This is a genomic window from Micromonospora violae (assembly GCF_004217135.1).
Taxonomy (GTDB): domain Bacteria; phylum Actinomycetota; class Actinomycetes; order Mycobacteriales; family Micromonosporaceae; genus Micromonospora; species Micromonospora violae.
The window spans coordinates 5,521,532-5,540,850 of sequence record NZ_SHKK01000001.1; the positions used below are offsets into that span (position 1 = coordinate 5,521,532).

The following is a 19,319-nucleotide window of genomic DNA, read 5'->3' on the forward strand; positions in this document are numbered from 1 at the left end:
GCGCAGGCAGGGGGGCCGGTTTTAGGCGTGGGTGGTGGTTTGGGACAGGCTTGCGTAGATGTCGATGAGCTGCTTGGTGACCACGTCGGGGTGGAAGGTGCGCTCGTAGCGAGCGCGGGCGGCCAGGGTCAGCCCGGACGCGCCGGCCCGGGCGACCGGCAGCGCGGCCGCGAGCGCGGCCGGCTCCGGGGCGATCACCCAGCCGGCCTCGCCCAGGCCGATCCCCGCCGGCATGGGTGACCCGCCTCCCCCGGCGACCGCGGAGGCGATCTCGGCCGGGCCGGTGCCGGCGGGTTCGTGCGGGGCGTCGGCACCGACCAGGTACGGAATGCCGCCCAGCGCCGTCCCGAGCACCGGCCGGCCGCTCGCCAACGCCTCGATGATCACGGTGGGCAGCACGTCGTGCCACATGGCGGCGACGATCACCACGGCGCTCGCCTCGACCGCGGCCTGCACCCCGGCGCGGTCGAGCTGACCGAGGTAGACCACGTCGGGTCGCTCGGCGGCGGCTGCCTCCACGAGCGGGCGCAGCTCACCGTCGCCGGCCACCCGCAGCGTGCCCAGCGCACCCACCGGGTGCCGCCGCCAGGCGTCCAGCAGCAGGTCGACGCCCTTCTCCGGGGAGAACCGGGCCATGTAGAGGAACCCGTCACCGAGCGGGGCCGGCCGCCCCGGGTCGGGTACGGAGTTCGGCTTCACCACGAGGCGTTCGTCCGGAATGCCGTAATCGCGGAGGTGATCGGCGATCGCCGAGGTGAGCGCGATGTACCGATCCACCGAACGCCAGGTGCCCCGGTGTACGGCCAGGGTGGTCGCCATCAGAGCGCTCTGCGCCGCCGAGTCGCGGTAGCAGCGGTGCTTGATCGCCGGCACCCCCAACGCCCGGCCCTTGCAGTCCTGACAGATCATCCCGTCGCGGAAGTAGATCCCCGACGAGCAGACCTGCCGGTAGTTGTGCACCGTCTGCACCACCGGCACGCCGTGCCGGTGCGCGGTCCGCACCACCCAGGGCGAGAGCAGGGGGTACGGGTTGTGCAGGTGCAGAACGTCCGGTCGGTGCTCGGTGAGCAGCCGGCTCAGGTCGTGCTGGGCGCGCGGAGCCCAGATCGGCGAGATCGGCAGCAGCGCCTTCGCCGCCTTCGACATCGACGGAATCTCGTCCGAACTGCGAATGAAGGGCAGCACCTCGATGCCAGCGGCGGTGAGCTGCGCGATCTCCGAGTCGACGATCGTGTTCTCACCGGAGGGCTGGGCTTCCCGGTACCGGTTGTGCGCCACCACGATTCTCACGGAGCTCGCCTTTCGTTCGCGATTGCGGGACTCGCAAGCTCATTCCTCACGCTCACGGCAAAGAAGGCTACCGTTGTGTCGTGCCCGAACTACCGGAGGTTGAGGCGCTCGCGGGTTACCTGCGTCAGCGCGCGGTGGGGCGGCGTGTCGATCGGCTGGAGATCGCCGCGATCAGCGCCCTGAAGACGTACGAACCGGCGCCGACCGAGGTCGCCGGGCGGACGGTGGTCGACGCCAGTCGGCAGGGCAAGTTCCTCGATGTCCGCTTCGAGGGCGATCTGCACCTGGTGGTGCATTTGGCGCGCGCCGGCTGGCTGCACTACCGGGAGGCGTTCCCGGCCACCACCCCGTTGCGTCCGGGCAAGGGACCGATCGCGGTGCGGGTACGCCTCGACGACGGCTCCGGCTTCGACCTCACCGAGGCGGGCACCCAGAAGAAGCTGGCCGCGTACCTGGTCACCGACCTCGCGGCGGTCCCCGGGGTGGCCAAGCTGGGCCCGGACGCGCTCGCCGCGGATCTGCCCACCTTCGCCGAGCGGCTGCGGAGCCGGCGGGGGCAGGTCAAGGGGGTGCTGACCGACCAGTCGGTGCTCTCCGGGGTGGGTAACGCGTACTCCGACGAGATCCTGCACGCCGCAAAGCTGTCCCCGTTCGCGATCACCGATCGGCTCACCGACGCCCAGATCGCCACCCTGCACGCCGCCACCCGACAGGTCCTCGGCGACGCGGTGGAGCGGTCTCTCGGCCAGCGGGCCGCGGAGCTCAAGGGTGAGAAGCGCTCCGGGTTGAAGGTGCACGCCCGCACCGGGCTGCCCTGCCCGGTCTGCGGGGACACCGTGCGCGAGGTGTCGTTCGCCGACTCCAGCCTCCAGTACTGCCCAACCTGCCAGACCGGCGGCAAGCCCCTCGCTGACCGTCGGTTGTCTCGTCTCGTACGGTGAGTAATTCCACTCCACGACTACGGAGTGGAATCGCCCTCGCTGAGTGGAAGCTCCGGTCCGCCGTTCTCGCCAGGCGCGCATCCATCGGTATAGTGGCCCGGTCCCCGGCTTCTGAAATGGTGCGGAGCCGGCCAGGTCCCACCAGCACCGTCGGCCGCCAATCTCCTTCGGGGCGGCGACCGGTCGGAGCCCGCGTGGGAGACTGGGACGGTGGGCGACCGGGCCCTCACGCCGAGTGAGCGGCCCGTGTCATGCGGGAGGACATGGGTGAGGTGACGGCAAGCCTCCAGCGCCCGGTAACCAACGAAGGCCGGAGCAGACTCGTGCGGCACGTCGACAGCTTCGAGATCCAGCCGCCGACGCCGCCGTCGCACAACGGCGTACCCCGGTCGGCCTGGGCCCGGGCGCGACGCCGCGTCTCCCGTTGGCACCGCCCTTACACGGCGATCCTGCTGCTGCTCGACTTCGGCGCGGCGGCGTTCGCCAGTTGGATCGCGATCCAGCTGTTCGACCAGGCCGCCTCCGGGTTCTCCGACCTCAAGCAGGACCCGACCTGGTTCCACACCGTCTCCTACCTGCTGCTCCCGCTCGGGTGGGTGGTCATCCTCTGGAGCAACCGGGCGTACGACCGGCGCTATCTGGGCCTCGGCCCGGACGAGTTCAAGCGGGTCATCCGGGCCGCGGTGACCGTCGCCGCGAGCGTTTCGTTCCTCGCGTTCGCCACCAAGACCGCGCTGTCCCGTTGGACGGTCGGTACGGCGCTGCTCGGGGCGCTGCTGTTGATCCTCTGGGGCCGTTTCGTGGCCCGCTGGGCGCTGCACTACATCCGGCGGCGGGCCGGTCAGGCCGCGCACCGGATGGTGCTGGTCGGCACCCTGCCCGAGTGCCTGGAGGTCTACGCGGCGGTCACCCGCAGTCCGGCCGCCGGGTTGATGCCGGTCGCCATCCACATCACCGACGGGTACGCGGCGGCCCGGGGCATGCCGACCCCCGTTCCGGTGTACGCCGGACGCGACGTCCTGGCCCTGGTCCGCGAGGTCGGTGGGGACACCATCGCCGTCTGCGGGTCGGCCAGCGCGGAGCCGGGCGAGCTGCGCCGGCTGGCCTGGCAGTTGGAGGGCTCCGGGGTCGACCTGGTGGTCGCCCCGCAGCTGACCGACATCGCCGGGCCCCGGGTGCACATCCGGCCGATCGAGGGTCTGCCGCTGCTGCACGTCGAGGAGCCGACCCTCTCCGGGCCGGCGCTGCTGGCCAAGAACCTGATGGACCGGGTCGCCGCCGGGCTCGGCCTGCTGCTGCTGATCCCGCTCTTCGTGGCCATCGCCGTGGCGATCCGGATCTCCGACCCCGGGCCGGTCTTCTTCCGCCAGCCCCGGGTGGGGCACGAGGGACGCACGTTCCGGGTGTGGAAGTTCCGGACCATGTACGTCAACGCCGAGGACCGGCTGGCCAGCCTGGTGGACCGCAACGAGACCGACGGCATGCTGTTCAAGATGAAGGAGGACCCCCGGGTCTTCCCGGTCGGTCGGTTCCTCCGGGCCACCTCGCTGGACGAGCTGCCGCAGCTGATCAACGTGCTCTGGGGCGAGATGTCGCTGGTCGGGCCCCGCCCGCTGCCGGCCGACGACGGTGACTTCCTGGGTGACGTCCGCCGCCGTCTGCTGGTCCGCCCCGGCATGACCGGCCTGTGGCAGGTCTCCGGCCGCTCCGACCTGTCCTGGGACGAGTCGGTTCGACTGGATCTCTACTACGTCGACAACTGGTCGCTCGCGTACGACCTGAGCATCCTGTGGCGCACGGTCGGGGTGGTGCTCGCCCGCAAGGGCGCGTACTAGAGGGTTGGCGTGCCGGCTCGCAGGCGCGAGGATCGCTGCGTGGCTGCCAACCTCTCCGCCGTGGTCGGCGTCGTCTCACTTGTCACCGCTCTGACCGCGGCCCTGCTGGCGGTGCTGCGGCTGCGGGCCCGCCGGGGCATCGCCACCGCCACCCAGCGGGCCACCTACGAGGTGCTGCACACCGCCGGCCTGGCCGCCGAGCCGCTGCGGGCCGGGTTGAGCGAGGCGGGCGCGGCGAAGGCCGTACGTCATCTGCGGGCGCTGGTGGGCGCGGCCGGGCTGGCGCTCACCGACGCCGACCGGCTGCTGGCCCTCGACGGGCGCGGCACGCACCACGGGGAGCAACTGCTCGTGGCGGCCCGGCGGACGGTGGATTCCGGTCGTTCGACGGTCCTGGGTGAGCAGGAGTTGCACTGCGACCGGGTCGACTGCTCGATCCGCGGCGCGGTGGTCGCGCCGTTGCTGGGGGCGGACGCCCGGGTGGTGGGTGCGCTGGTGGCGGTGGCCGACAGCCCACCGCTGCCGGGGTTGGTGCAGGCCACCCTGGAGACGGCGCACTGGGCGGGCACGCAGCTCGCCCTGGCCGAGCTGGACTCGTCGCGGGAGCGGCTGGCCCGCGCCGAGATCCGGGCGTTGCGGGCGCAGATCAGCCCGCACTTCATCTACAACGCGCTGACCGCGATCGGCTCGTTCGTACGCACCGATCCCGAGCGGGCCCGGGAGTTGATCCTGGAGTTCGCGGAGTTCACCAGGTACTCGTTCCGGGCGCACGGCGAGTTCACCACCCTGGCCGAGGAGCTGCGGTCGATCGACCGTTACCTGACCATCGAGCGGGCCCGGTTCGGTGACCGGTTGCAGGTGCGGTTGCAGATCGCCCCGGAGGTGCTGCCGGTGACGCTGCCGTTCCTCTGCCTCCAGCCGTTGGTGGAGAACGCGGTTCGCCACGGGTTGTCCCGCAAGCCGGGCACGGGCATGGTGAGCATCGAGGCCCGGGACGCGGGCGCCGAATGCCACATCACGGTGGAGGACGACGGAGTGGGAATGGATCCGACCACGCTGACCGCCGGCATCGCCGAGCTGGCCCACGGCACCGGTGACCCGGGTGACGACACAGGCCAGCACGTCGGCCTCTCCAACGTGGACGAGCGGTTGCGCTCGGTCTTCGGCGACCGGTTCGGGCTGGTGGTGGAGACCGGGCTGGGTTCGGGCACGAAGGTGAGCATGCGGGTGCCGAAGTTCCACCCGGGCGTGCGGGCCGGGTCGTGAGCGAGCGGAGCGGGACGGGCGTGGTGAACGCGTCCGGTTTCCTGCGCGTCCTCGCGGTGGACGACGAGCCTCCCGCGCTCGACGAGTTGGCGTACCACCTGCGGGCCGACCCCCGGGTGGCCCGGCTGCACACGGCCGGGGATGCCACCGAGGCGCTGCGGCTGCTGCGCGATGGTGACGTGGACGTGGTCTTCCTGGACATCCGGATGCCCGGCCTGGACGGCATGGAGCTGGCCCGGGTGCTGCGGCGTTTCGCCCGGCCGCCGGCGATCGTGTTCGTCACCGCGTACGACGACGGCGCGGTGGACGCCTTCGACCTGGGTGCCACCGACTACGTCCGGAAACCGGTCCGCGCCGATCGGCTGGCCGAGTCGCTGCGCCGGGTGATCGGCTCGCGGGTGGTGCCGTCGCACCCGGCGGCGCTGGCCCGCGCCGAGGAGGACCCGACCATCCCCATCGAGTTGGCCGGCACCACCCGGATGCTGCCTCGCTCGGCGGTGCGGTGGGTGGAGGCGCAGGGCGACTACGCCCGGTTGCACACCGCGGAGGGGTCGCATCTGGTGCGCGTCTCGCTGGCCACCCTGGCGGAGCGCTGGGCCGATGCCGGGTTCGTCCGGGTGCACCGGTCGTACCTGGTGCAGTTGAAGTTGATCGCGGAGTTGCGGCTGGTCAACTCCGGCTACGTGGTGGTGATCGACTCGACCGAGCTGCCGGTGAGCCGGCGGCACACCAGGGAGTTGAAGGACAAGCTGGTCAGGGCCGCGAAACAGGATTGGAGTCGCTGAACCGGGAATGGGAACAGCCCTACCGTACGTTGTACGCTAAGCCGTACGACTTCCGGGAGGCTTGCCGTGACCGAAACCCTGTTCGACGCCGCATCCGAGTTCGACAGCCAACTGGACCGACTGGTGCAGCTCGGTTACCCCACCCTCGCCGGGCTGACCGAGAGCGCCTTCCGCGACCTGGTCGCGCCGCTGCGGGCCAGCGCGGTCGAGGGCACCGCCGGGCTGCCCGCCCCCACCGACGCCCGGGTGCCGTTCCTGCTCGTCACCACCCGGGATCTGATCGGTGTGCCGGAACGGTTGGCGCTGGCCACCCTGGCCGGCAAGCGCAAGCCCGGTGTCGTCGACCGGAACTACGCCGAGGACGACCTGCCCCGCTTCGACCCGATCAAGGAGTTGGAGGTGCCGGCCGGGCCGGCGTACCTGCTCTTCGACGTCGACCGGGGTGAGGAGTTCCGCAACCTGGCCCCGGGCACGGCCCTGGAGGGGATCACCGCCCAGGGCCGGTTGCCGCTCACCATCGACGAAGGGCTCGCCTTCATCACGCTGCACCCGGCCTCGTTGGCGAGCAACCGGTGCTTCTCGTTGATCGGCTCCCGCTGCGGCGACAAGCGGGTGCCAGCGCTCTGGATCAGCCAGGGCGCACCCAAGCTCGGCTGGTGCTGGTACGGCAACCCGCACACCTGGCTCGGCTCCGCCTCGGCCCGGCCGGAGCGCGTCGGCCTGGAATTGTCGACAACCCCTTGATCGACTCGAATTCCTGAAAGTCGGGGCATCACAGGAGGCCGGATGCCCCGACTTTCAGCACATCGAGTGGATCAAGCCCGGCGCCGAAGAAGATGGTCAGAAGATGTCGGCCAGCGGCAGGGCGAGGGGGAACGGCTGCTCGGTGCGGTAGACCTCGCCGGCCGCAAGGACGGCCTGTTCGCGGTAACCGCCCGCGCCGTTGGCCAGCACGGTCAGGGTCTGCTTTCGCGGCTCGACCAGCCAGTAGAACGGGATGCCGGCCGCCGCGTACTCGTGGCGTTTGAGCACCAGGTCGCGGCCGGCGTTGCTCGGCGAGATGACCTCGACGACGAGGAGCACGTCGGCCGGGTCGAGCGCGGCACCGCCGCTGTCCAGTGCGCTCTCATGTGCGACGAAGAGGTCGGGCACGAAGTACGAGGAGCGTTTCGCGCTCACCCCGATGTCCTGACCGACGAGCACGCCGGTGGGAGCCTGCCGGTCGAGGAGCCGACGGAGGCGGTTGGCGACCGCACCGTGGAAGACGTCCGCATGGGGGGACACGAGCAGGCTCCCGTCGAAGATCTCGTAGACCTGGTCGTCCTCGGGGAGGCTCTGGAGGTCGTCAACACTCCAGGCGTCGCCCCAGCCGGGCCGGGCAGGATTGGTCACCGTCACACCTCCTCTCTACCGGAACACCCTGACAGCTCCGCCGTTCGTCCACAACGAACCTCGGGAGTTAACACAGGCCAGCCTGCATTGACGCCGAGTTATCCACAGGCGTGAACCGTTCTCCACAGGTTATGCACAACACCGCCCGGCGCTGTGCACAATGCTGCCGGGCGTGCGCTGCTTGACAATCGTGTGCGGCGGGCGAGACTGCCGGGGTGGCCAAGCAACTCCCGGAGGTGGGGTCAGGCGTTGCGGTGCCGCCGACCCGGCGGTCGCGGATCGTGCTGGCCGAGATCACCCGGCAGGACACCCGCGCCGAGCGGACCCGCGCCGAGCGGACCCGCGCCGAGCTGGCCCAGCAGACCCAGGTCGGTGAGGCGCTGGTCCGGGGCCTGGTTCGGGCCCAACTCGCGTTGGCGGTGCGGTTGTCCCTGGTGGTGGCCATCGGGTTGGGCGGGCTGCCGTGGCTGTTCGCGATCGCGCCGTCGCTCGGCCGCACCACCGTCGCCGGCGTCAATCTGCCGTGGCTGCTGCTCGGGGTGCTCTCCTTCCCGTTCCTGATCGCGGTGGGTTGGGCGTACGTGCGGCTGGCCGAGCGCAATGAGCAGGACTTCACCGACCTGGTGCAACGGCCGGAGCGCTGAGGTGGGCAACGAGTTCGTGGTCCCGGCCATCGTCGCGGTCACCCTGGTCACCGTCGGGATCGGCTTCTACGGGCTGCGGTTGGCCCGGACCACGTCCGACTTCCTGGTGGCGTCCCGGGCGATCAGTCCGACCTGGAACGCCGCCGCCATCGGCGGGGAGTACCTGTCGGCGGCGAGCTTCCTCGGCATCGCGGGGCTGGTCCTCAAGTACGGCGTGGATGTGCTCTGGTACCCGGTCGGGTTCGCCGCCGGCTACCTGGCGCTGCTGCTCTTCGTGGCCGCGCCGCTGCGCCGCTCCGGGGCGTTCACCCTGCCCGACTTCTGCGAGCTGCGGCTGGGGTCGCGTCGACTCCGCATCCTGGCCACCGCCTTCGTCATCTTCATCGGTTGGCTGTACCTGGTGCCGCAACTCCAGGGCGCCGGGCTGACCCTGGCCACGGTGGCCGGCTCCCCGTACCCGCTCGGTGCCCTGCTGGTGGCCGGCGTGGTCACCGCGAACGTGGCGCTGGGCGGCATGCGCGCCATCACCTTCGTGCAGGCGTTCCAGTACTGGCTCAAGTTGACAGCTCTCGCCGTACCGGTGATCTTCCTGGCCCTTCAGTGGCAGGCCGACGGCCGCCCGGCGGTGACCCCACCCGACGGGCCGACGTTCCGGACCGCGACCACCGTCGTGGTCGAGCACCGCGCGACCCTCACCCTGCCCGACGGTGACATTCGAGAGGTACGCCCCGGAGACGAGTTGACCTTCGCCGCCGGTGATCCGGTGCCGGAGGTGTCCGGAGTGGCCACCGACGCCAACGACTGGTTGCTGCCCAGCGCCGCCGGTGACGACGACCGGGGCCTGTTCGCCACGTACTCGCTGATCCTGGCCACCTTCCTGGGCACCATGGGCCTGCCGCACGTGCTGGTGCGCTTCTACACCAACCCGGACGGCGCGGCGGCCCGCCGGACCACCCTGGTCGTGCTGGCGTTGGTCGGCGCGTTCTATCTGCTGCCCACCCTGTACGGGGTCCTCGGTCGGATCTACACCCCACAACTGCTGGTCACTGGCCACACCGACGCGGTGGTGGTGCTGCTACCCGGCGCGGCCCTGGGCGACGGGCTGGTCGGGCGGCTGCTTGCCGCGCTGGTCGCCGCAGGAGCGTTCGCGGCGTTCCTCTCCACCTCGTCCGGGCTGTTGACCAGCGTCGCCGGGGTGATCTCGACGGACGTGCTCGGTCGGGGCTCGGTACACGGGTTCCGGCTGGCCACCGTCATCGCCGGTGGTGTGCCGGCGGTGCTGGCGCTGCACGTCTCCGGCCTGGACGTGTCGCAGGTTGTCGGGCTGGCCTTCGCGGTCGCCGCGTCGAGCTTCTGCCCGCTGCTGGTGCTCGGCATCTGGTGGCGCGGGCTGACCGACGTGGGCGCTGCCGCCGGTGTGGTGGTCGGCGGCGGCGCCGCGATCGGCGCGGTGCTGATCACCGTGCTCGGCCCTCCGCTGTCCGGCTGGCCGGCCACGCTCATCGCGCAGCCGGCCGCCTGGACGGTGCCGCTGGCCTTCACCGTGATGGTCGCCGTGTCGATGGCAACCCGCCGACGTGCCCCGACGGACGTCGCCGCCACCATGCTCCGCCTCCACACCCCGGAAGCCCTCCGCATGCAGTGATCACAACGGTCCCGGAGACCGGTGGCAGGAATCCGCCTCGGGGAGGACCACGGGTCCGTCCGCCGCCGGACGTCGGGACTGGCGATCGGCGGATAACGTCGGCGCATGACTGTTGAGCACTCCGCACTCGCACTGCGCGGCCTGGCCAAGCGGTTCGACGGCACGATCGCGGTGGCCGGCGTCGACCTGGACGTCCCCGCCGGCTCCTTCTACGGCCTGCTCGGCCCGAACGGCGCTGGCAAGACCACCACCCTGTCGATGGCGGTCGGGCTGTTGCGACCGGACGCCGGCTCGGCCTGGGTGCTCGGGCACGACGTCTGGCAGGACCCGATCACCGCGAAGCAGTTGCTCGGCGTGATGCCCGACGGGGTACGGCTGTTCGACCGGCTGACCGGGGCGGAGCTGCTGGCGTACAACGGGTTGTTGCGGGGGATGGACCCGACGGTGGTCGACCAGCGGGCTGCCGAGCTGCTGGACGTGCTGGCCCTCGGCGACGCCGGTCGAACGCTGGTGGTGGACTACTCGGCGGGCATGAAGAAGAAGATCGGCCTGGCCTGCGCGCTGCTGCACGGCCCTCGGGTGCTGGTGCTGGACGAGCCGTTCGAGGCGGTCGACCCGGTCTCCGCCGCGCTGATCCGGGACATCCTCACCCGCTACGCGGCCGGCGGCGGCACGGTGGTGTTCTCCAGTCACGTGATGGAGGTCGTCGAGCGGCTCTGCTCGCACGTGGCGATCCTGGCCGGCGGCACCATCAAGCGGGTCGGGACGATCGACGAGGTCCGCGGCGACCGCTCGTTGGAGCAGGTCTTCGTCGAGGTGGTCGGCGGGCGTACCGCGACCGGCGAGGAGCTGTCGTGGCTCTCCCGGTGAGCGCGGGCACCACCCCCGCCGCCTCCGTACGGCCGGTCTCCGCTCGGCACTTCGTGCGGCTCAAGCTGCGGGTGATGGGCAACAGCTTTCGGGGTCAGGGCTGGCGGATCGCCCTGTTCATCGGTGGCGTGTTGCTCGGGCTCTGGTTCGCCGCCAGCGGTTTCTTCCTCTTCGCCGCGCCGGGCCTGGCTGGCAACGGCACGTACGCGGTGCTGATCGCGGCGGGGGGTGGCGGTCTGCTGGTGCTCGGTTGGCTGCTTCTGCCGTTGGTCTTCTTCGGCGTGGACGAGACCCTGGACCCGGCCCGGTTCGCGCTGCTGCCGCTGCCCCGGCGCACGTTGGTGACCGGCCTGTTCGCCGCCGCCCTGATCAGCGTGCCGGTGCTGGCGGTGCTCATCGCGTCGTTCGGGCTGGTGCTGACCGCCTGGTCGCTGGGTGGCTGGTCGGCGGGGCTGCTCGCCGTCGTGGGTGTGCTCGGCGGGCTGCTGCTCTGTGTGGCCGCCAGCCGGGCGGTGACCAGTGCCTTCGCCACCATGTTGCGGTCCCGCCGGGTCCGCGACCTGGCGGCCGTGCTGCTGGCGGTGACGGCCGCGCTGCTCGGCCCGTTGCAGGTCTTCGGCCTCGCCGCGCTGCGGGAGGCGGACTGGGCGCGGTTGGCCGGTATGGCGACGGTGATCGGTTGGACACCGTTGGGCGCTCCGTGGACCGTCGGCATCGACGTGGCCCAGGGGCGGGTGTGGGCGGCACCGGTCAAGTTGCTGATCACGGTGGTGGCGCTCGGCGCCCTGCTGGCCTGGTGGTCCCGGTCGCTCGAGTCGGCGATGGTGGGTGCGGCGAGCAGCGGTAAGGCCCCGGCGCGACGCGCGGTCGCCGGTGGCGCGGTCGCCCAACTGTTTCCCCGGGTCGCCGGGTGGGCCGGCCGGGACCGGTTCGGTGCCCTGGTCGCCCGGGAGGCCCGCTACTGGTGGCGGGACGCCCGCCGCCGAGCCAACCTGATCACGATCGCGGTGGTCGGCATCTTCGTGCCCGTGATGATCAACGTTACCGGCGGGGACCTCGCGGCCATGGGCGAGGCGGGGTTCACAGCGGCGGCCAACGACAGCTCGCCGGTCGTGGTCACCATCTCGATGCTCTTCGTGGGTGTGCTCGCCGCCGTCACCCTGGCCAATCAGTTCGGGTTCGACGGCAGCGCGTACGCCGCGCACGTCGTGGCCGGGGTGCCCGGCCGGGTCGAGCTGCGGGCCCGGATGACGGCCTTCTCGCTGTACGTGCTGCCGATGTTGGCGATCGTCGCGGTGGTGCTGTCGGTGCTGCTCGGTCGACCGGGTTGGATCGGGCTCACGATCGGCACCCTGGTCGCCACCTACGGCGCCGGGCTGGCGGTGAACAGCCTGGTCTCGGTGCTCGGGGCGTACTCGCTGCCGGAGACGAGCAACCCGTTCGCGATGAACAGCGGCGCGGGCATGGCGAAGGGGCTGCTCACCCTGCTGGCCATGCTCGCCTCGGCCGTCGCCGCGGTGCCGATGGTGGTGGCCGCCGCGCTGCTCGGTGACGCCTGGCTCTGGCTGGCCCTGCCGGTCGGTGCCGCCTACGGGGTGGGCGCGGCGCTGCTGGGCGCGTACCTGGCCGGTGACGTGCTGGACCGACGCCAGCCGGAGCTGCTGGCCACTGTCACACCGCGTCGTTAACCGGCTCGTCGGCCCGGCAGCCGGATCGGGCCTCACACCACGCAAGCGACCGGACGGCGCATCGCCGCAGGGATCGACGTGTCACCACGAGCGTGATGCCGCTGAGTCATCAAGATGACTCAGCGGCATCACAGTCGTTCGGGCATCGCCCTCCGGTGAGCGGAGCACGCCGGAGCCGGGCGACTCCACCGCCCCGGACGGCCCGCCGACCTGCACGAGCGCTTCCTTGGTTGGGCGAGGGTCCGGGACGGCACAATGTTTCACGTGAATCATGAGCCGGGTGCCGAGATCCACCACACCGATCCGTTCGCGGTGCCGGCCGGGCAGCGGTCGCCGGTACGCCGGCTGCGTGGTCGCCTCGCCGCACCGGTGACCCTCTGGACGGCGCCCGGCCCGGCCGGGCTGACCGTCTCGTCCACCCTGGTGGCCGAGGGAGAACCGGACCGGCTGCTCGGGCTGGTCGACCCGGAGTCCGACCTGTGGGCGGCCGTCGAGGAGGTGGGTCGGTTCGTGGTCACACCGCTCGGGCCGCCGCACCGGCAACTCGCCGACCGGTTCGCCGGCCTCTTCCCCTCCCCGGGCGGGCTCTTCGCCAGCGGCGAGTGGGTCGAGACGCCGTACGGGCCGGTCCCGGCGGACGCCGGGGGCTGGGCGGGATGCCGGCTGGACACCGCCCGGGAGTACGGCTGGGGCCTGCTGGTCGAGGCCACCATCGAGGCGGTCGACCTGGCCGAGGAGGCCGCCCCGCTGCTGCACTACCGCGGTCGCTACCACGAGCTGCCGGCCTGAGCGGACACCCCGCTCGGCTCGACCGATCATCGCAGTGATCTGAGTCACTTGGCGCAGCCAGCCAACCGCTCGGCGCACTCGCCGACCGACGTCGATCTCAGCCTTCCCTGCCGGGGAGCGCGCTCTTTACCGTGCGCGAAACTCCTCTGACGCCTGTGAAGGTGGTGATCCACAGATGTCCACGGACACACCCGCTCCGGCCGCTTCCGAGTCGGACAAGTACCTGGCCGTACAACGGTCGGACGAATTCGCCGGGCTGCGGCGTACGCTGCGCGGCTTCGTCTTCCCGATGACCGTCGCGTTCTTCCTGTGGTATGCGCTCTACGTCATTCTCTCCGCGTACGCCCGGGACTTCATGGGCACGAAGCTCTTCGGCAGCAACATCAACGTCGCGTTGATCTTCGGCCTGCTCCAGTTCGTCTCCACGTTCCTGATCGCCTGGTTCTACTCCCGGTACGCGGACCGGAAGATCGACCCCATCGCCGACCGGATCCGCGCCGAGATCGGGGAGGTGACCCATGAGCACGGTCCACGCGGTTGAGACGTTCCTCGCGGCTGAGGCGGGCAACCACACCGCCCGCAACCTGACCATCACGCTGTTCCTGGTCTTCGTGGCGGTGACCCTGGGCATCACCATCTGGGCCAGCCGGCAGACCAAGACGGCTACCGACTTCTACGCGGGCGGCCGGTCCTTCTCCGGCTTCCAGAACGGCATGGCGATCGGCGGCGACTACATGTCGGCCGCCTCGTTCCTCGGCATCGCCGGCATCATCGCGCTCTACGGCTACGACGGCTTCCTCTACTCGATCGGCTTCCTGGTCGCCTGGCTGGTGGCCCTACTGCTGGTCGCGGAGCTGCTGCGCAACTCGGGCCGGTACACGATGGCGGACGTGCTGGCCTTCCGGATGCGTCAGCGTCCGGTGCGTACGGCGGCGGCGGTCTCCACCATCACGGTGTCGATCTTCTACCTGCTCGCCCAGATGGTGGGCGCCGGTGCGCTGGTCGCGCTGTTGCTGGGGATCAAGCCGGGGACGACCTTCCTCGGCATGGACGCGGACGCCGCGAAGATCGCCACCATCATCATGGTCGGCGCCCTGATGATCATCTACGTCACCGTGGGCGGCATGAAGGGCACCACCTACGTGCAGATCGTCAAGGCGTTCCTGCTGATGGGCGGCGCGATCATCATGACGCTGCTGGTGCTCGCCAAGTACAAGTTCAACCTCTCCTCGCTGCTCGGCGACGCCGCGGACGCCTCCGGCAAGGGAGCCGCCTTCCTGGAACCCGGGCTCCGCTACGGGGTGGAGACACCAGGCGACGCGCTGAAGACCTTCTACAGCAAGATGGACCTGCTCTCGCTCGGCATCGCCCTGGTGCTCGGCACCGCCGGTCTGCCGCACATCCTGATCCGCTTCTACACGGTGCCGACCGCGAAGGCCGCCCGTAAGAGCGTGCTCTGGGCGATCGGCATCATCGGCACCTTCTACCTGCTCACCCTGGCCCTGGGCTTCGGCGCGGCGGCACTGGTCGGCAGCGAGGCCATCACGGCGCAGGACAAGGCCGGAAACACTGCCGCGCCGCAGTTGGCCGAAGCGCTCGGCATCGACTTCCTCGGCGGCGAACTAGGTGGGGCGGCCCTGCTAGCGATCATCGCAGCGGTCGCCTTCGCCACCATCCTCGCGGTGGTCGCCGGGTTGACGCTCGCCTCGTCGTCCAGCCTGGCGCACGACTTCTACGCGAACGTGCTGAAGAAGGGTGCGGCGTCAGAGCGGCAGGAGGTACGGGTCGCCCGGATCTCCGCCCTGGTGATCGGCGCGGTGTCGATCGCCCTGTCGATCTACGCGCAGAACCTGAACGTGGCGTTCCTGGTGGCGCTGGCCTTCGCGGTCGCCGCCTCGGGCAACCTGCCGGCGATCCTCTACAGCCTCTTCTGGCGGCGGTTCAACACCTCCGGCGCGGTGTGGGCGATCTACGGCGGGCTGATCTCGGCCGTGCTGCTGGTGTTCTTCTCGCCGGTGGTCTCCGGCGCGGCGACCTCGATGTTCCCGAACCACGACTGGCAGTGGTTCCCACTGTCCAACCCGGGCATCCTCTCCATCCCGTTCGGTTTCCTCTGCGGATGGATCGGCACTGTCATCTCCAAGGAGCACGACGAGGACAAGTACGCGGAGTTGGAGGTGCGCTCCCTCACCGGCGCTGGCGCCCACTGATCGCGCCACCCCTGGGCAGGGGTCCCCTGTTGACGCGTGTCGTCAACAGGGGACCCCTTCCGCGATTTCGGCGGTCGGTAGGCTGAGCGCCATGAAGGTTGCTGAGCGCTTCGGTCCCGGTCACCGCGTCCTCGTCACCGGCGGAGCTGGCTTCGTCCCGTCGCACCTGGTGGACTCCCTGATCGCCCGAGGTTGCACGGTGGTGGCGCTGGACAACTTCGTGACCGGTTCCAAGGAGAACGTCGCCCACCTGCTGGATCGGCCAACCTTCACCCTCGTCGAGGCGGACATCTCCGACGGCCTGCCGACCCACCACCCGGCGCTGGCCGAGCGGTTCGACGCGATCCTGCACATGGCCTCTCCGGCCAGCCCCACCGACTTCGCCCAACTGCCGGTGGAGATCCTCCGGGTCGGCTCGGTCGGCACCCTGCACCTGCTGGAGCGCGCGGTCGCCGACGGCGCCCGGTTCCTGATGGCCTCCACCTCCGAGGCGTACGGGGACCCGAAGGAGCACCCGCAGCGGGAGACCTACTGGGGCAACGTCAACCCGATCGGGGTACGCAGCGTCTACGACGAGGCCAAGCGCTTCTCCGAGGCCGCGACGATGGCGTACCACCGCTACCGCGGGCTCGACGCGGCGATCGTCCGGATCTTCAACACGTACGGCCCGCGGATGCGCCCGGACGACGGCCGCGCCATCCCCACCTTCATCTCACAGGCGCTGCGCGGCGAGCCGATCACCGTGCACGGCACGGGCAACCAGACCCGGTCCATCTGCTTCGTCGAGGACCTGGTGCGCGGCATCCTGCTGCTGCTCGACTCGACCGAGACGGGCCCGGTCAACTGCGGCACCGAGCACGAGCTGACCATGCGCCAACTCGCCGAGTTGATCGTGTCGCTCTCCGACAGCACCTCGAAGGTGACCTATGTCACCCGCAGCTCGGACGACCCGGAGATGCGTCGCCCGGATCTCACGCTCGCTCGTGAGCTGCTCGGGTACGAGCCGTCGGTCGCGCCCGAAGATGGCCTTCGACGCACGATCGAGTACTTCCGGACCCGGCTAGGGTAGCCGGATCTTTCCGTACCGCCTGCCGCTGAGTGTCGCCTGAAGGCGGCAGTGGCTCTCGCTACGTACCCTGAGTTACATGTCCGCGACCTCGTCTGACGGCGTCCCGCATCCGTATCTGCACCGCAGCGCCGGGCGCGCGTCGGTGCCCGGCCCCGACCGGGGCGCCTCCGGGCGCGCCCGTCCCACTGAGGGGCGCTTCTACCCGTCGTACGACGAGGATCAGCCCCGCTCCGGTGGCCCGGCGGGGCCCACGGGACCTGGCGGCCCGGGTGACGCCGGTGGGTCGGGGCGACGAGGCCCGCGCCCGCGTTGGGGTCGGATCGCCCTGGTGGCCGGGGTCGCGGTGTTGGTGCTGGCGTTGCTCGGCAGCGTCGGCGCGTGGTTGTACGCCCGTGGGCTCAACAACGACCTGGCCCGCACCGACCCGTTCGCGGAGATCACCGGTGGTCGGCCCGCCAAGACCGTCGATGGCGCGCTGAACATCCTGCTGGTCGGCAGCGACTCGCGGGATCCGGACGCGCCGGTCGACACCAAGAGTCAGTGGCGCGCCGACACGATCATCGTCATGCACATCCCGGCGGACCACCAGGAGGCCTACCTGGTCTCCATCCCCCGGGACCTGTACGTGCCGATCCCGGAGAGCGCCGGCGCCGACTGCGGCTCCGGTTCGCGCGCGAAGATCAACGCGGCGTTCGCGTTCGGTGGACTGCCGCTGGCGGTACGCACCGTGGAGTGTTTCACCGACGTGCGGATCGACCACGTGATGGCGATCGACTTCGGCGGCTTCAAGGAGGTCACGGACGCGCTCGGCGGGGTGGACCTGAAGGTGGAACGAACCATCACCTCGATCCACAAGCCGTACCGGACATTCACCAAGGGCACCAACCACATGGACGGCGCGGAGGCGCTGGACTGGATCCGGCAGCGCAAGCAGTTCCCGGACGGGGACTTCGCCCGGATGCGGCACCAGCAGGAGTTTCTTCGGGCGCTGATGGACAAGGCGGCCAGCACCGGCACGCTGGCGAACCCGAAGAAGCTCAACGACTTCCTCAAGTCGGTGACCGCGGCCGTAACCGTCGACCAGACTTTCTCGGTTACAGACATGGCGCTGCAGTTCCGTAACCTGCGCGGCCAGAACCTCACCTTTGTGACCAGCCCGAACTCGGGCAGCGAAACGATCAACGGCGAGTCGGTGGTGGTGTCCGACCGGGAGAAGGCGCTCGCGATGTACCAGGCCATGTCCGCGGACACGATGGCCGACTGGGTCAAGGCCAACCCGCCGAAGAGCAACGACGGCGGCTGACCGCGCTCCGGGGAGCACCAGCCGTTCGGATTATCGAGTCGCGCCGATCGACTGAGTCTGCGAAATTCGACGTCCGGATTGACCCGGGATGAACTCGCCAAGTCGATTTGATGTACGTACAGTGGTGCCGCCCCCTCCTGATCACGAGCTGGAGCACGCATGCCGGTTCAGGCCAGTCGTCGCCCTTCCTCCCCCGGGTCCGCCGCCCCCAGCGGCCGGGTCGCTGCGGCCATTCCCGCGCAGACACGCCCCTCGGGGGGCGGGCCGGGTGCCCGCCCGCCAGGTGGCGGTGGCGGTGGCGACCGCACGGGCGGCGGTGGGTCGAAGAAGCGGACCAAGCGCAAGGACCCGCTCTGGGCCAGGCTCACCGTGGTGTTCGGTGCCGTGCTGATGCTGAGCAGCGGCGTGGCCATCGTCGGCAGCAAGGTGCTGATCGGGCAGGCGACCGGTGGCATCGCGAAGGGCAACCTGCTGGGTGAGGCCGGCAAGTCCGACGCCGAGGGCGGGGCGAGCCTGGACGGCCCGATCGACATGCTGCTGCTCGGGGTGGACGCGCGGGAGCGCTGGGCCGCCGACGACGTCCGCTCGGACAGCATCATCATCCTGCACATTCCGGCCACGCACGACCAGGCGTACCTGATCTCGATCCCCCGGGACACCGAGGCGCAGATCCCGCCGTTCAAGAAGAGCGGCTACGGCGGCGGCACCGGAAAGATCAATGCCGCGTTCCAGGCCGGTGCCGCCAACGGCGGCGGCTGGGAGGGTGGCGCCCAGCTGATGGCCCAGACGATCAAGCGGCTCACCGGGATCAGCTTCGACGGCGCGGCGATCATCAACTTCGGTGGCTTCAAGAACGTCATCGACGCCCTGGGCACGGTGCGGATCTGCGTCAGCCAGGAGGTCAAGTCGCTGCACATGTCGTACGTCGACGGCAAGCCGATGTGGAACGCGGACGCCAAGAAGACCGGCAAGCCGCGTACCCCGGTGGTGCACAAGAAGGGCTGCCAGGAGATGGAGGGCTGGGCCGCCCTCGACTACTCCCGGCAGCGCAAGTCCCTCAAGAACGGCGACTACGACCGGCAGGCGAACCAGCAGCAGCTGATCAAGGCGATGGCCAAGAAGGCCACCGAGGGCGGGATGTTGTCCAACCCGGCCAAGATGAACAACCTGATCAAGGCTGCGGGTAAGGCGTTCGTGCTGGACACCGGTGGTGTGGCGATCGAGAAGTTCATCTTCACGATGCGTGGCGTCACCGGCAACGAGCTGACCATGCTCAAGACCAACAACGGCACCTTCAACGCCAACGGCAACAACACCGAGGGCTTGAACGAAGAGACGATGGCCATGTTCCGGGCCGTCAAGCAGGACAAACTCGCCGAGTTCGTCTTCACCCACCCCGAGGTGATCTCCACCCGCAAGTAGGGCCGGTAGTCGCGGAAAGCCAGCGACGGCGTCCTCACCGCCCGTAGCCTGACGTGAGCAGGTTTCACGTATCGGCTGCGGGGAGGCGGACACGTCCAGGTGGGGACGGAACGCGGCGGGCCGGGCCGGAGCCCCACCCGCCCGGCCGCCTCGCGCCCGTGGGTCGCGGA

At 70.4% G+C, this 19,319-nt stretch carries 17 protein-coding genes; 15 read left to right on the plus strand and 2 right to left on the minus strand.

The genetic code is table 11. From position 1 onward, the window contains the following. Positions 1-21 precede the first annotated feature (21 nt). A complete protein-coding gene (locus tag EV382_RS24770) occupies positions 22-1,290 on the minus strand; it encodes a glycosyltransferase family 4 protein (protein WP_130405651.1) in 1,269 nt (422 codons plus the stop codon). A gap of 80 nt (positions 1,291-1,370) precedes the next feature. Between EV382_RS24770 and EV382_RS24775 the strand changes: the two genes are divergently transcribed. The 5 genes from EV382_RS24775 to EV382_RS24795 all read left to right on the plus strand — a co-directional run bounded on the left by EV382_RS24775 (position 1,371) and on the right by EV382_RS24795 (position 6,861). Beyond that, positions 1,371-2,231: an Fpg/Nei family DNA glycosylase gene (locus tag EV382_RS24775; protein WP_130405653.1), complete on the plus strand. Its 861-nt coding sequence runs from the start codon at positions 1,371-1,373 to the stop codon at positions 2,229-2,231. Positions 2,232-2,494: 263 nt separating this feature from the next. Further along, a complete protein-coding gene (locus tag EV382_RS24780; RefSeq protein ID WP_165435938.1) occupies positions 2,495-4,066 on the plus strand; it encodes a sugar transferase in 1,572 nt (523 codons plus the stop codon). A gap of 39 nt (positions 4,067-4,105) precedes the next feature. Further along, positions 4,106-5,332, plus strand: a complete 1,227-nt coding sequence (locus EV382_RS24785) for a sensor histidine kinase (RefSeq protein ID WP_130405657.1) — start codon at positions 4,106-4,108, stop codon at positions 5,330-5,332. Positions 5,333-5,355: 23 nt separating this feature from the next. Further along, positions 5,356-6,117: a LytR/AlgR family response regulator transcription factor gene (locus EV382_RS24790; RefSeq protein ID WP_088950711.1), complete on the plus strand. Its 762-nt coding sequence runs from the start codon at positions 5,356-5,358 to the stop codon at positions 6,115-6,117. A gap of 66 nt (positions 6,118-6,183) precedes the next feature. Then, positions 6,184-6,861: a DUF5701 family protein gene (locus EV382_RS24795; RefSeq protein ID WP_130405659.1), complete on the plus strand. Its 678-nt coding sequence runs from the start codon at positions 6,184-6,186 to the stop codon at positions 6,859-6,861. A gap of 96 nt (positions 6,862-6,957) precedes the next feature. Here the strand turns inward: EV382_RS24795 and EV382_RS24800 are convergent, their stop codons facing one another. Then, positions 6,958-7,509, minus strand: coding sequence for a Uma2 family endonuclease (locus EV382_RS24800; RefSeq protein WP_165435860.1), 552 nt, complete (start codon positions 7,507-7,509; stop codon positions 6,958-6,960). A gap of 215 nt (positions 7,510-7,724) precedes the next feature. Between EV382_RS24800 and EV382_RS24805 the strand changes: the two genes are divergently transcribed. The 10 genes from EV382_RS24805 (at position 7,725) to EV382_RS24850 (ending at position 19,149) form a co-directional block, all read left to right on the plus strand. Beyond that, on the plus strand, positions 7,725-8,153 hold the full coding sequence (locus tag EV382_RS24805) for a DUF485 domain-containing protein (protein ID WP_244236808.1): 429 nt from the start codon (positions 7,725-7,727) through the stop codon (positions 8,151-8,153). A 1-nt stretch (position 8,154) separates the two neighbouring features. Continuing rightward, entirely contained in the window at positions 8,155-9,798 is a 1,644-nt protein-coding gene (locus EV382_RS24810; protein ID WP_130405663.1) for a sodium/solute symporter, read from the plus strand. 105 nt (positions 9,799-9,903) lie between these two features. Next, positions 9,904-10,668, plus strand: coding sequence for an ABC transporter ATP-binding protein (locus EV382_RS24815; protein ID WP_130405665.1), 765 nt, complete (start codon positions 9,904-9,906; stop codon positions 10,666-10,668). After that, the gene (locus EV382_RS24820) at positions 10,653-12,356 is read left to right on the plus strand and encodes an ABC transporter permease (protein ID WP_425271929.1); all 1,704 of its coding nucleotides are present in this window, start codon (positions 10,653-10,655) and stop codon (positions 12,354-12,356) included. The genes EV382_RS24815 and EV382_RS24820 overlap by 16 nt, the downstream gene beginning before the upstream one ends. A gap of 210 nt (positions 12,357-12,566) precedes the next feature. Next, the gene (locus tag EV382_RS24825; protein ID WP_130405667.1) at positions 12,567-13,145 is read left to right on the plus strand and encodes a flavin reductase; all 579 of its coding nucleotides are present in this window, start codon (positions 12,567-12,569) and stop codon (positions 13,143-13,145) included. Positions 13,146-13,320: 175 nt separating this feature from the next. Next, positions 13,321-13,686 (plus strand): DUF485 domain-containing protein, encoded by a 366-nt coding sequence (locus EV382_RS24830; protein ID WP_130405669.1) that lies wholly within the window; start codon positions 13,321-13,323, stop codon positions 13,684-13,686. Further along, entirely contained in the window at positions 13,664-15,355 is a 1,692-nt protein-coding gene (locus EV382_RS24835; RefSeq protein ID WP_130405671.1) for a solute symporter family protein, read from the plus strand. Before EV382_RS24830 ends, EV382_RS24835 begins: the two co-directional genes overlap by 23 nt. Before the next feature lie 91 nt (positions 15,356-15,446). Next, positions 15,447-16,424 carry an NAD-dependent epimerase/dehydratase family protein gene (locus tag EV382_RS24840; protein ID WP_130405673.1) on the plus strand — a complete coding sequence of 326 codons (978 nt, stop codon included), beginning with the start codon at positions 15,447-15,449 and terminating at the stop codon, positions 16,422-16,424. A 76-nt stretch (positions 16,425-16,500) separates the two neighbouring features. Beyond that, positions 16,501-17,727 (plus strand): LCP family protein, encoded by a 1,227-nt coding sequence (locus tag EV382_RS24845; RefSeq protein ID WP_130405675.1) that lies wholly within the window; start codon positions 16,501-16,503, stop codon positions 17,725-17,727. A gap of 159 nt (positions 17,728-17,886) precedes the next feature. Then, entirely contained in the window at positions 17,887-19,149 is a 1,263-nt protein-coding gene (locus EV382_RS24850; RefSeq protein ID WP_130405678.1) for an LCP family protein, read from the plus strand. Positions 19,150-19,319: the final 170 nt, after the last annotated feature.